This is a genomic window from Exiguobacterium sp. SH3S1 (assembly GCF_004337105.1).
Taxonomy (GTDB): Bacteria; Bacillota; Bacilli; order Exiguobacteriales; family Exiguobacteriaceae; genus Exiguobacterium; species Exiguobacterium aurantiacum_A.
Map to the genome: position 1 here is coordinate 1 of NZ_SJUW01000007.1, position 13,579 is coordinate 13,579.

Genomic DNA, 13,579 nt, shown 5'->3' on the forward strand with positions numbered 1-13,579 from the left:
TCATTCCGTCGACTTCCCCCCGAAGGGTTCCGTCGATTTCCTGCGCTCGACTTGCATGTATTAGGCACGCCGCCAGCGTTCGTCCTGAGCCAGGATCAAACTCTCCAAAGAATTTGATATAGCTCTTGAAAATGACGAAGCTTGCGCTTCAATCAAAACTTGTAAAACTTTTTTTGCCTCATCGTTCAGTTTTCAAAGTTCGTCTGTCGCCGTTAGCGACTAAATGATAATAACATTTCTTTTTAAATCATGTCAACAACTTTTTTCTCATTTTCCGAAAGCGTTGTTGGCAACAGAGATAACTATATCATCCCCCAAACTGCCTGGCAAGCATTATTCTAAAAAAACTTCAGAAAAATTTCTCTTCTCTTTTTCATTAAAGAAGGAATCACTCTCCGCTACTCGAATACGTTCCCTATACTCATTCACAGAAGGTGGCCACAACATGCAGCAACTCCAACCAAAACACAGGTCGCCCCTACGTATCTAGGCTGGGACACAAGCATATACGCTCAAACGAAGTCTCGAATGGATGACGGACGAGAAGCACTATGCGTCCACTAAAAGTAAAGCGCCGTTACCTCATTTGATCCACACCCATCGCACACCTTTATACAGAAGACTCCGTGATGTCGATATGGAAATGCAACGAAACAAAGTGATCAACCTGAACATCGCAATCAAGCAACTTAACAACTTGATCGTCCACCCTGGTGAAGTATTATCTTACTGGAAATCAATCGGGCGGCCGACGAAACGGAAAGGATATGTCGACGGCATGATCCTTCACTACGGCAAAGTCACTACCGGTGTCGGGGGCGGCCTATGTCAACTTTCGAATTTGATTTACTGGATCACACTGCACAGCCCACTCACCGTCACCGAACGTTATCGGCACAGTTACGATGTATTCCCGGACTCTAGACGCGACCAACCGTTCGGCAGCGGGGCGACATGTTCATACAATTATCTCGATCTGCAAATTATGAATCAGACAACCCAAACGTATCAATTGCTTCTATATATAGAAGGAGATGAACTTGTCGGCGAATGGCGATCCGACATCCCGCCGGCCGTCAGTTATAAAATATACGAACAAAACCACCATTTCACAAAGGAGTGGTGGAGCGGGACAATCCGGCACAATCAAATTTTCCGAGAAGTCATTTCACAGGACGGCACACTGCTACGCAATGAGTTCATCACTGAAAACCACGCACTCACGATGTATGATCCGTTCCTGCCAGAAAACACTGCATACAAAAAGGCCGACTCCTAATCGAGTCGGCCTTAGCCATTTAAGCGTGTGGCAAGAACATGAAGTATGCGAGGAAGATGACGAGCATTCCGTACACAATCGGATGAACCTCTTTCGCCTTCCCTTTCGCCATCATCATGAGCGGATACAGGATGAACCCGAGCCCAATCCCGGTCGCAATCGATGAAGTGAGCGGCATCATGAGAATCGTCATGAACGCAGGGATCGCAATCTCAAGCTTTCTCCAATCGATATCGAGAAGTGCTGACGCCATCAATACACCGACGATGATGAGCGCCGGGGCTGTGACTGCCGACGTGACGACTGCGAGAAGTGGCGAGAAGAAGAGTGCTAGTCCGAAGAAGAGACCCGCAAATACTGCTGTCAATCCAGAACGGCCACCTGCAGCCACACCCGCTGACGATTCGACGTAAGATGTCGCTGTCGACGTACCGAAAATCGCACCAGCGACTGTAGCTGTCGAGTCAGCCATGAGTGCTTTACTCGCACGCGGTACTTTGTTGTCTTTCATGATGCCCGCTTGACGAGCGACCGCAACGAGCGTACCCGCTGTATCGAAGAAGTCGATGAAGAAGAACGTCAAGATGACGACGAGCATTTGTACCGTGAACACGTCCGCAAAGTTGATGAATGCTTGACCGAACGTTGAAGACATGCTCGGCGGCATCGAGACGATATCCGAGATCGCCGTCGGTGTCGGGACGAGGTTGAAGATCATTCCGACGATTGCTGTCGCGAGCATCCCGATGAAGATACCACCTTTAACGTTTCGGACCATGAGAAGCGCTGTGACGACAAGACCGAATACCGAGAGAAGCGTCGTCCCTGTACCGAGTGCACCGAGACCGACGAGCGTCGCTTCGTTGGCGACGACGATACCGGCGTTTTTCAATCCGATGAAGGCGATGAAGAATCCGATACCAGCGGCGACCGCCATTTTAAGCGGAGCCGGAATCGCATTGACGACCGTCTCACGAATACCTGAAAGTGTTAACACGATAAAGAACAATCCTGAGACGAGAACACCCGAGAGCGCCGTCTGCCACGGGATGCCCATCCCGATGACGACACTGTAGGCGAAGAAGGCGTTAAGCCCCATACCTGGCGCGATAGCGATCGGGTAGTTGGCGAATAGCCCCATCGTGACCGATCCAATAAGTGCGACGAGACCGGTTGCCACGAAGACGGCACCCATGTCCATCCCAGCAGCCCCGAGCACGTTCGGGTTGACGAACAAGATGTACGCCATCGCGAGGAATGTCGTGAATCCTGCGACGAGTTCGGTTTTCACGTTCGTTCCAAGTTCATTCAACTGGAAGTGACGTTCGATCCGGCTTTCTGACGGTTGATGTTTCGGTTCTTGCTTGAGCTGTGTGCTCATTGGTTTTCCTCCTTGGCTCGCCGTAAAACGAGAAAGGTCCCCGATCAATGACCGAGGACCCCACGCGAAACATACAGGGACAGACGTCCCCTTATATATGTCTCGCCGTAGTGAAATCATTTAAGGTGATTTCGTAGAGACTCTCGGGCCATATTCCCGATATTATACGGCAAAATTTAATTTGATTGTTCGGATATGAATAAGAACGTTTTTATCTTATCAGCGTTAAAATTGAATGTCAACAAAATAACGGATTTTATTAATAATTTTTTGTTAAATGTTCGGTTTTAGATAAAAAAGCAGAGGGAGTCCCTCTGCTCAAGATTATTCCCATTCGATTGTTGCTGGTGGCTTCGACGTGATGTCGTACAGGACACGGTTGACGTGACTGACTTCATTGACGATTCGAACTGAAATCTTTTCAAGCACGTCCCAAGGGATACGCGCCCAATCCGACGTCATCCCGTCAATCGACGTAACGGCACGAACGCCGACCGCATAGTCGTACGTCCGTTCGTCGCCCATGACCCCGACCGAACGGATCGGTGTGAGGACCGTGAAGTACTGCCAGATATCGCGTTCGAGTCCAGCCTTCTTCACTTCTTCGCGAAGGATCGCATCCGACTCGCGGACGATTTCGAGCTTCTCTTCCGTGATCTCACCGAGGACGCGAATTCCAAGACCTGGTCCCGGGAACGGCTGACGCCAAACGATGTATTCAGGAAGACCGAGTTCTGTCCCAAGTTCCCGTACTTCATCTTTAAATAGCGTGTTGAGCGGTTCGATCAACGTGAAGTTCATATCTTCAGGCAGGCCACCAACGTTATGATGCGACTTGATCGTCTGCGCCGTGTCGGTACCGCTCTCGATGATATCCGTGTAAAGCGTCCCTTGGGCAAGGAAGTTCATATCGACGAGTTGAGACGCTTCTTCGTCAAACACGTAAATGAACTCATTGCCGATAATTTTCCGCTTCTGTTCCGGATCCGAGACGCCGGCTAGTTTCGCCATGAAGCGTTCTTGCGCGTCGATTTTGATGACTTTCATGTTGAATCCGTCCGCGAACGTCTTCATGACGCTATCCGCCTCGTTTTTACGGAGCAAACCATGGTCGACGAACATACACGTCAACTGGTCTCCAATCGCGCGATGGACGAGTGCTGCGACGACAGATGAGTCGACACCGCCAGACAAGGCGCAGAGGACTTGTTTATCGCCGACGATCTCACGGATCTTCTCGACTTCGATGTCGATAAAGTTCTCCATCGACCACTCGCCTTTGGCACCACACACTTCATAGATGAAGTTTTTCAAGATGTCGTTGCCGTACTCCGAGTGACGTACTTCCGGATGGTACTGGACACCATACATTTTGAGGTCGTCGTTTTTGATCGAGGCGACCGGGCAAGACGGGTTCGTCCCATCGACGATGAACCCTTCCGGTGCTTCCATGACGAGGTCACCGTGGCTCATCCAAACCGTGTGCTCAACTGGCAAGCCTGTGTAAAGGGCAGATGCTTCAGGTGTCGAGAACAGCGTCGCTTTCCCATACTCGCGGTGGGCCGCACGTTCGACGCGTCCACCAAAGTGATGCGTCATCAGCTGCATGCCGTAACAGATCCCAAAGATCGGGATACCGAGTTCAAAGATTTCTGGATCGCAGCGGTACGCACCTTCCGCGTAAACGCTGTTCGGTCCGCCCGAGAAAATAATACCGGCCGGGGCAAGTTCACGAATCTCGGCAGCGGTCATCTTATGGGAATGAAGCTCACTGTACACCCCAAGGTCACGCACTCGGCGTGTGATCAACTGATTGTATTGTCCTCCAAAGTCGAGCACCAAAATCATTTCTTGTTCTATCTTCACAAAACCTCCACCTTTCTGCCTTCATCTCAAAAAAAGAGCGAGCCTCTCCCACGGATTCACCAAACCGAAGAAGAAGCACGCCCTTTTTTCTGTATACGAAACGTGCTCCTTCATAGTCGGTCCATTTACGGTGGTCCGGTAGAGACTCTCGCGCCAATTCGCGAGTATATACGAAGGAATGCTTTGTTCAATTGTCTAACTAATGCGTCTATCTTACTGTATGCACCCGTTCACTTCAACTCATAATTCGGCGAATCATGATTTTCCAATATTCTTTATATTTTGAATTCGGAGTTTGATCGGCGTAAAGGCTCTGTTCGAACAAGCGCGTCAGGCGCGTCATTTCGTCCGATTCGTAGTACGCATCGACTTCGGCCGCGAGCTCGGACGGCGTCCGGCCCTCAACTTTAAATCCGGCGCCGCGAAGCCGTTTCACGAGATAACGATGCATCGCCACGAGCCGTGGTTCATTGAGCGGACGTCTCGTCCACCAGAGGACCATGATCAACCGTTCGAGTGACTTGCGGTTCCAGACGAGCAAGGCAACTGCGAACACGATGAGCACCCAAGCCCAAACCGGTATGTTCCACGACTCGGCCGCCGTCTCGCCTGTCGCGACGTCATCGAGCGCCAAGTCTTCTTGCGGACGGTTCGTCTGTTGATTGTTTTGGTTCGCCTGAGGGTCGTTCGCCACTGGATCATCTGCCCGGATGTCCGATTCCGTCTCGACTTGCAACAAGCTGGCGTCAGAGAAACTGATCGTCGCCTCGAGCGGTACCCATCCAGCTCCTTCCACGAAATACTCGACCCACGAGTGGGCGTGGCGGTTTCGGACCGTATATTCTTCTTCGCCTTGGATGACTCCGCGTGTATCCCCCATCGTAAAGCCTTTCACCCAGCGTGTCGGCACACCGTTCGCCCGCAAGAGCACGGCAGCTGACGTCGAGAAGTTATCACAATACCCGACGAGCGTATCGAACAAGAACTGGTCGACATAGTCGGTCTCACCTTCCGGGGTCGCCACATCTTCCGTATCATATTGGAACTCGCCTGACTGGAAGAAGGCTTGGATCGCTTGCGCTTGTTCGTACGGGTTCTGACTGTCGGCCATAATCTCGACCGCTAAATCACGGACCCGGTCCGGTAGCGTATCCGGCAACTGCAAATAGGCTTGTTGTTCCTCATCCGTCAACGTCGTCACCGGTTCGTTCAGTTCGAGTTGCTGTTCTGTAAATGAAGGAACGCTGTATCGCAACTGAATCGTCTCCGGCGTCACTTGTCCGTCATTATCGAATACGATTTTTCCGGAAGGACGAATGTGGATCGTCTCATTCGGGAACGACTCGTCGATGTCTCCGACAAGGAACTCCGTCCCACTCTCCGTCTCCACCGCCTGCGGGTACTCCCCACCATACGGGACGAACGACTGGCGGCGGTCAAATCGGAGTAACGCCTGTTCCGGGGTCGTATCGACCTCATCGTCGACGAGTTGCCCCCGGTTATAGTCAGAATCGAGGACAGGGGATTCGACCCATCCTTTACCCGTGTAAATCTCTTTCGCCTCGATGCGCCAATAGCGGGCCGGCACACCGCGGGCGATGAATACGATGCCGTCATCTTGTTCGAACGGACCGCCGAGCTGTTCATCGTTCACGCCATAACCGACACGACCGCTCCCTGAACCGCCCTCGTTCACCGCGTTTTGGAAACTCGTCGTCAACCGATCGGACCAGTCACCTTCGATTGTCGGAGACACACTGCCGAGTACGATGACGACCGTCGCGAGCAGGCCGATGCTGACGTAACGGACGAGCGATTTGCTCGGACGCTTCGCAACATCGGTCACGAACAAGAGGAAGAGCGATGCCAAGATGGCGAATAGGATTTTACTTTCGCCATCATAGAGTGTCCACGTGTCAAAATACGCCATCAACCCAAGTGTCGAGACGATCATTCCGAGAACGAAGCCGTAGCTCGGATACGTCCGGCCGACCAAGATGGCAAACAAGACACCGATGAGCGCCATCGCCGAGAAGAAAATGGCTTCTTCAGGCAGCGCCCCGCTCAATACGCCCGTCAAGTCGTCGAGCCATAGCCCGAACCAGTCGAGCAAACTGCCGTGATAAATGTAGAGGACAGTAAAAAAGTTGAGGACGATGACAGCGATAAAGCCGTACCAAGGGAGCAGACTCGCAAACATCGGCACGAGCAGCAAAAATAAAAACGGCCAGTTCACGTCAAACGTCGTGCTTCCGACGATCGGTTCAACCCAAAATGACAATAAGTAAGCGGCCAGCGCCGTATAGACGATTCGCTTCAACCACTCGGTCATGTCATCACCTCGTTCGCCGTATAGAGATGATAGCTGCCTTGGGTCTCATGCATCAGTTCGCGCACCCATTTCGTCTCGAACGGACTGATCAAAATCAAGTTGCCCGTCTCTTGCGGCAAGTTGCGCTTGACCCGCTCGACGAGACGGCCTTCCGGTTCCGGCGTCGCCGTCAACAGATAATGCCCAAGCTCGGCACTTTGGTCCGGCAAGTGGAACAAGCGGACTTGCTCTTCGATGACGTACAGTTCAAATGGTAAGTTTTTGCGCTCGAGTTGCCGAATCGCCCCGACGAGCAGTGATAGCGAACGTTCGAACGCTTCCTCATGCCCGGCCGAAGCCGACGGCACGAATACGAGCGATAGTTTCTTTTCTTGCTCTTGGTCGAACGTCTTCGTCATCAAGTTGTCTCGACGGGCCGACGCTTTCCAATCGATCCGGCCGATACGGTCTCCGGCCGCATACTCACGGACACCGCTCGTCGTGTTGGCGACTTCGGTATATGTCCGGGTGCGCCGATATTGCTCGCCCCGTCCGCCGACGTGTTCATCGCGCGGCAAATCGAAAGGAAGTTCAGCCGGGGAGACTTCGACGACCGTCTCAATCCGAAGCGTCCGTTTACGGTCGAATAACCCAAAGACGTCACGCACGTGAAAAAGCGTCCGGTCAAACACATGAATGCCACGTTTAATGTGTTCCACTTCATAATGGACCGTCTCACTGCGTCGAAAGAAACGATCGACCGGGATCACGATTGGATCCGTCACCTCGGCCAAGCGCGGTGGCGGTGTCTCTTCGAGCGTGACGACACCGACGAGGAACGGGTACTTCCGTTCGATTCGAAGTGCCACGTCCATCGTCTGCCCGGAGACGAGGCGTTTTGTCGTGACGCGACGAGATACGTTCGCCGCCGTGACCGGATACACCATGAACAGCGTCCAGTACACGGTCAAGACGAAAAATGACCACCATAGCGTCGACGCGACGATACTCCCTTCGATGCGAGCGAACGCATAAAGTCCGAATGCCGCCGCCCAGACGAGGAACAGCTTCATCCAATTTTTCATACTTCCTTGACCTCGCGATCCATCGGGACAGGAAGTGTGTCGAGCCACCCTTTGACAAGTTGCTCTGACGTCTTCCCTTTATAGCGCGCTTCCGCCGTCAACAATACCCGGTGCCCGAGCACGCTTCCCGCGAGCGCCTTGACGTCATCCGGTAAGACGAAATCACGGTTATGGATGTATGCCCACGCCTGAGCCGTTTTCATTAGAGCGAGCGTCGCCCGCGGACTTCCGCCGAGGTATGTGAACGGGTCGTTCCGCGTCTCATGAATCAAGCGGACGATATACTGCTTGACCGCGCTCGAGACGTGGACGTCGCGTACTTCACGCTGCATCTGTTCCACTTCTTCTTTCGAGATGACACTTTGCAACGCTTCTAGCGGTTCTGCCTTCTCGAAACGGGTCAACAAGGCAATCTCCTCATTGAATGACGGATAGCCCATCTCGATTTTGAGAAGGAAACGGTCGAGTTGGGCTTCCGGTAACGGATACGTCCCTTCATGCTCGATCGGGTTTTGGGTCGCCATGACGAAGAACGGCGACGGAAGAATCTTCACTTCGCCGTCAACGGTCACACTGCGCTCCGCCATCGCCTCTAAGAGCGCCGACTGCGTCTTCGGTGACGTCCGGTTGATCTCGTCGGCTAGGACGATGTTTCCCATAAGCGGACCGGGACGATATTCAAACTCTTTCGTCTTTTGGTTATACATCGAGATGCCCGTCAAATCGGACGGGAGCATGTCTGGAGTGAATTGAACGCGTTTAAAGTTAAGGTCGATGGCACGGCTGAACGCACGGACGAGCATCGTCTTCCCGACACCCGGGACATCTTCTAACAGCACGTGACCTCCGGCAAGCAAAGCAGTCAAACTTTTCGCGATGACATCTTCTTTTCCGACGATCACCGTCTCAATGGCGGTGATGATCGATTGAATGGCTGGACGATAAGACATGGCCGACTCCCCTTTTTCTCTTGTTCCTGTCTCTTCCGAAATTCGAATGTTCTGATTTTATTGTGACATATTGAGCCGCTTGAATGAAAGAAATACCTCGTGCGAATCGGCTTTCCGTTCTTTACCCAAAAACAGGCACCCTCTCTCCAAAACGAGCGGGCGCCTGCTAGATTATTTAGGTCGTTCAATCTCGAACTGTTCACCGAGTTTAGCATAAAAATTGCCGGCCAGACGGCTGACCGGTGCCAATTGAGCTACGTCGACGCGCCCGGCTTGAAACAATTCGGGATCAACATGAAAACGTACGACACGGGCGATTAAAACATCGGCCGTCACTTTTCCGTCATGTTCAATTGGAACGTGATGATGAAGTTTACACTCCATCCGGATTTTCGCTTCTTTGACGCCCGGCGTTTCAATGACGTCACTCGGTTCGATGGTGAACGTCGTCCGGTCGAGCTCACTTTCCTCCGGCCCTAGGTTTGCCGCCGTCTCGTTTACGAGTGCGACGTTCGTCTCATCGACGATATGAATCACGAGTTCTTCCGTCGCAACTGCATTCCGAGCCGTATCTTTCATGACGCCGTCTTTTCGTTGAATCGACACCGAGACGAGCGGAGGGTTTGACGCGATGATATTAAAGTAACTGAACGGGGCAGCATTGATGACATCGCCATTGCGCGTCGTCACAAAAGCAATCGGCCGCGGGACGATGCTCCCGATTAAAAACTTATACGTGTCTCGTTCAGTCAATGCAGTCGGATCGATTGATAACATAACCCACCTCTTCTTTCATCATATTGTTACTTTCAAGCTAGCTGTTTCGAATGGACGATGTCAAACGTAAACGCATCGGAATGTGTAGGATCATTAAATTAGGGGTAAATCTGTCTAGATATATTAATTAGATAAAAAGAAAAATCAGACGATTTCTCTTTATGTATATTTCGATTATTTGATGAATGAATGAAGTGAAGTGGTTTTTAGATATGGAAGGAAGTAGAGAGAATTATGAGCAAGTGGGTTGAACAATTGGACAGTCGCCAAATACTCCGCATCTTATACGGAGTATGTATCGCCAGCCTCGTCTTGACCGGGATCGGAGCTTGGTTCGTTCGAGACGGGACTGTCTCGTCAAGCGAACTGATGTCGCTGCGTTGGATCTGGGTAGTCGGGTTAGCCATGTTTATCGGAGCTATTTTATTAATCGGGCGACCGCTCATTAAACGGACGTCTGCTCAAAATGAAAACATGCACGCGAAGCAGCAAGAGATGCAACAAGTGCTCGAGGAATCAAAACAAAACGAGACCAAACTACAATCCCGAAACGAATTAATTGAAGTGCTCGCCTCAAAGGAATCGTTGTTCGATTACTCGTCGGTCATCGAAAAAATCGTCTCGTTGACCGAAGCAGAATTCGGCGCGTTGTTGCTCGTCAAAGACGGAGAAATCCATTCGGTCGTCCCAAACGGAATGACCGAGGAACAACAAGAGAGCTTAATCGAAAAATCATATCTATTACAACGTACCATGACCTCACAAGCACTCGAGGCGACGTCGAAAAAAATTGCCGACGATGTTCACAACTATCCTTACTATATCCACGAGACGGCCATCCCGGTAAAGGATCCGTCTGACGGCACGATGATCGGGTGCCTCTATCTCGCTTGTTATGACGAACAGTTCGATGCGAGCGAAAAGTCGGAATTGAACGCGTTCGCGAATCAATTAGCGATTTCCTTGCTACGGACGCGCCTTTACAGTCAGATGCAACAAGATCGGAAAGAGACGGCCCAATTGATCAACTCGGTGCGCGAAGCGATCCTCTACTTGAACTATGAAGAACAGACCGTCGTCGGTAACCGGGCTTTCGTGCGCATGTTCGATGAGCTTCAGTTCGAATACAAAGGCTATGAGGAATTGGCCACCGTCTCGATCGATATCGAACAGTTGGCCGAACGCGTCGACCAACGTGAGTTGTTCATCGACTATGTCGAACGCGTCTTCAACCAAGACCCTCCGGTAGACGGACTTTCGATCTCGCTTGACCAGGGGGATTGTCACCTCCAAGTGTATGCGGAGAGTATTTACCGGGACGAGACGCTTCACGGAACGATGCTCGTCTTACGTGATGTGACGGCTGAAACCGAAATCGACCGAATGAAGTCCGAGCTCGTCTCGACCGTGTCTCATGAATTACGGACGCCGCTGTCATCGATTTACGGGTTCACAGAATTGATGCTCGAACGTAATTTGAAAGACAGCCGCCGCGAATTGTATTTGAAGACGATTCATGACGAGGCGAAACGCCTCTCCTACTTGGTCAGCGACTTCCTCGACCTTCAAAAGATGGAGGCCGGAAAACAGACGTTCGAGTGGGAACATGTCGATTTGTATACACTAGCACGCGACAGCATCACATTCTATCAAGAGACGACCGACCTGCACCACATTCACCTCGACGCCGACTCGGCCCAAGATTTTCATATCGAGGCAGATCTCGGCGGGATGCAACAACTACTCGGCAACTTGCTCAGCAACGCCATCAAATACTCACCAGAAGGCGGCAACGTCCTCGTCTCGCTCGAACGGATCGACGATCAAGTCGTCATAAAAGTACGCGATAACGGGATCGGCATCCCTTCGTCCGCTCTGCCGAACTTATTCGGAAAATTTTATCGTGTCGACAATTCGGACCGTCGTAAAATCGGCGGGACCGGGCTTGGCCTTGCCATCTGTAAGGAAATCACTAAAGCACACGAAGGCCACCTACACGTCGAATCGATTTACGGTGAAGGCAGCACGTTCATCTGTGAATTACCAACTTTAAAAGAAGCGGTTCATCAATGAACACGATTGGCATTTAAGCCGATCGTGTTTTTTACTGCCTTTTGCCTTTTAATAAAGGAATCTTTTGGCATAATATAGAAAAACAATAGCAACGGAACAGAATTCGTTCACTCGGTTACACCTATGCCAATATTCTTACACGTCTTTTATAGAAAAGAAGTTATACTAAGGAAGAAGAGAGACACACGATTGGAGGTCATGAAGTTGGATCACCAGGACCCACCCGCGTTTTCAGAATTAGGCGACTTTAAACAATGGGGACGTTTTGATTTAAACGTTCCACTTCAAGGTGGACAAACCGAACTCCAGATTGCCGTATCAATCGTGAGAAACCACATCCCGCTTCGCTTAGGTGGTTTCTACATCATCGCGAACGAGGATCATATCCTCCACAGCGGTTCCCACGATTCAAACTTGCAAAAGCACATCATCCACTTGATCCAACAAGTACAGGCAGGGCATGCGGAACAAGAGTCACTTCTCCATGAATCGTTTTGGACGATTCACTATTTCACCACACCATGAGAGAGACGATTCGGGCGTCTCTTTTTTTTGCGCGTGAAAAAACGCCTCCCGAGGGAAGCGTTAATCAGATTGAGACATAATCGTTATTACTTTTTCGTAGTATTCAGTGGCTAGTTTATACTTACCATTCTCTCTTAATTCTCGCGCAAGCCAAAATGCATACTTTTGAATATAGACATAGTCATCATGCAGTTCGAAATACTGCACTGCTTTTTTCAACGTAATTATCAGCTTAATCTTGTCTTTTTCCTGATAGCAATTTTTATAAATTTCAAAGTGATGAATGAACTCCTCTAAATTTTCCTGCTCTTCCATCAACTCATATCCCTTTGATAGCCAGTTAAGAATTCCTTCTCGATCATTATAGTTAGAATACGCTTCGATTAGTGAAAGCACACTATATAGTTTACTCTTCACTTCAACCTTATACGTAAAACTTTGCATAAAATACTCTAGCGCTTTATCTTGATCACCTAAAGCAGAATAGATTTCCCCCATATTATTGTAAAGCATCCCATTGTAATTTTTTAAATCAGTTGCGCTAATTACTTTTACTGCTCTTTGGTAATGAGAAAGTGCATCCGTAAGACGCCGTCTCCGTTTATGAGACAAACCGATAATGAGGTGACACTCTACAATTCTTTCTAAATAAAAGTTGTCTTGAAAATAATTTAAAGCACTTTTAACATTTTCTATAGCTTGTAAATACTCTGTTGCCCTATAGTATAGACCTCCCATAATATAGCGCATATCAGCCATCTCCCAATCGTGAATACCTGAACTCGGAAGATGTTCATTAAGTTTTTCTAGCAACTCAAGTGCTTTTTCTTTTTCATTATCTTGAAACGATTTCAAACATTTTATAAGAGTATACCTTAACTGATCATCGCGATTGAGTTGATCTTCAATCCAGCCAACCTCAACAAAATATTTTTGATCACCGCCTGGCATCATACCAAAACGAGTTAAAGTTACTAAAAGCATGATGTAAAGCTCTTTCGACTGACTCACAACAGGATTTGTAAGATATTTTTTTAATTTTTCATGTTTATCTATGTCTTTTCTGGTTAGAACCGCTTCTTTTAACAATTCTAAAATTTCACTTTTTATTTTGTCGATTTGCTCACTAAAATCAAAATAGAGCGGTACACTTAAGTCGAGTTTTTCAAAAATAAGTTCTAGGACTTCTTCACTAGGAGAAGTTTGATTGTTTTCAATTTTACTTAAGTAAGATACTGAGCAGATTCCTCTTGCTAAGACTGATTGCTTCATATTCCTTCGCATTCGCTCAATTTTGATTAAGTTCCCATAATTATATTCCATCTTAAGCAA

Annotated in this window: 9 protein-coding genes, 1 rRNA gene, 1 pseudogene and 2 riboswitches; of the genes and pseudogenes, 3 read left to right on the top strand and 8 right to left on the bottom strand. The window is 49.5% G+C overall.

Annotated elements, in window-relative coordinates; translation table 11 throughout:
* Positions 1-111 (bottom strand): 16S ribosomal RNA (locus EVJ26_RS09070); the annotation flags it as partial.
* A gap of 334 nt (positions 112-445) precedes the next feature.
* On the opposite strand from EVJ26_RS09070, the pseudogene EVJ26_RS09075 reads away from it, so the two are divergent.
* Positions 446-1,279, top strand: a pseudogene (locus tag EVJ26_RS09075) (VanW family protein).
* Between the two features lie 19 nt (positions 1,280-1,298).
* On the opposite strand, the gene EVJ26_RS09080 reads toward EVJ26_RS09075, so the two are convergent.
* The 6 genes from EVJ26_RS09080 to EVJ26_RS09105 form a co-directional block, all read right to left on the bottom strand.
* Entirely contained in the window at positions 1,299-2,660 is a 1,362-nt protein-coding gene (locus EVJ26_RS09080; protein ID WP_131458890.1) for an NCS2 family permease, read from the bottom strand.
* Positions 2,661-2,748: 88 nt separating this feature from the next.
* Positions 2,749-2,850, bottom strand: a riboswitch (purine riboswitch).
* A 134-nt stretch (positions 2,851-2,984) separates the two neighbouring features.
* Positions 2,985-4,508 carry a glutamine-hydrolyzing GMP synthase gene (guaA, locus tag EVJ26_RS09085; protein WP_035386677.1) on the bottom strand — a complete coding sequence of 508 codons (1,524 nt, stop codon included), beginning with the start codon at positions 4,506-4,508 and terminating at the stop codon, positions 2,985-2,987.
* A gap of 111 nt (positions 4,509-4,619) precedes the next feature.
* A riboswitch (purine riboswitch) is annotated at positions 4,620-4,720 on the bottom strand.
* A 41-nt stretch (positions 4,721-4,761) separates the two neighbouring features.
* Positions 4,762-6,858 (bottom strand): transglutaminase domain-containing protein, encoded by a 2,097-nt coding sequence (locus tag EVJ26_RS09090; protein ID WP_131470282.1) that lies wholly within the window; start codon positions 6,856-6,858, stop codon positions 4,762-4,764.
* Positions 6,855-7,922, bottom strand: a complete 1,068-nt coding sequence (locus tag EVJ26_RS09095; RefSeq protein WP_131470283.1) for a DUF58 domain-containing protein — start codon at positions 7,920-7,922, stop codon at positions 6,855-6,857. Before EVJ26_RS09095 ends, EVJ26_RS09090 begins: the two co-directional genes overlap by 4 nt.
* On the bottom strand, positions 7,919-8,872 hold the full coding sequence (locus tag EVJ26_RS09100; protein WP_070329107.1) for an AAA family ATPase: 954 nt from the start codon (positions 8,870-8,872) through the stop codon (positions 7,919-7,921). The genes EVJ26_RS09095 and EVJ26_RS09100 overlap by 4 nt, the downstream gene beginning before the upstream one ends.
* A gap of 171 nt (positions 8,873-9,043) precedes the next feature.
* Positions 9,044-9,649, bottom strand: a complete 606-nt coding sequence (locus tag EVJ26_RS09105) for a flavin reductase family protein (RefSeq protein WP_131470284.1) — start codon at positions 9,647-9,649, stop codon at positions 9,044-9,046.
* A 234-nt stretch (positions 9,650-9,883) separates the two neighbouring features.
* Here EVJ26_RS09105 and EVJ26_RS09110 point away from each other — a divergent pair, with 234 nt between their 5' ends.
* Positions 9,884-11,722, top strand: coding sequence for an ATP-binding protein (locus EVJ26_RS09110; RefSeq protein WP_236635542.1), 1,839 nt, complete (start codon positions 9,884-9,886; stop codon positions 11,720-11,722).
* Between the two features lie 204 nt (positions 11,723-11,926).
* Complete coding sequence (locus EVJ26_RS09115; RefSeq protein ID WP_131458895.1) at positions 11,927-12,247, top strand: hypothetical protein; 321 nt, start codon at positions 11,927-11,929, stop codon at positions 12,245-12,247.
* 60 nt (positions 12,248-12,307) lie between these two features.
* Here EVJ26_RS09115 and EVJ26_RS09120 read toward each other — a convergent pair whose 3' ends face one another.
* On the bottom strand, positions 12,308-13,570 hold the full coding sequence (locus EVJ26_RS09120) for a helix-turn-helix domain-containing protein (protein ID WP_131470285.1): 1,263 nt from the start codon (positions 13,568-13,570) through the stop codon (positions 12,308-12,310).
* Positions 13,571-13,579: the final 9 nt, after the last annotated feature.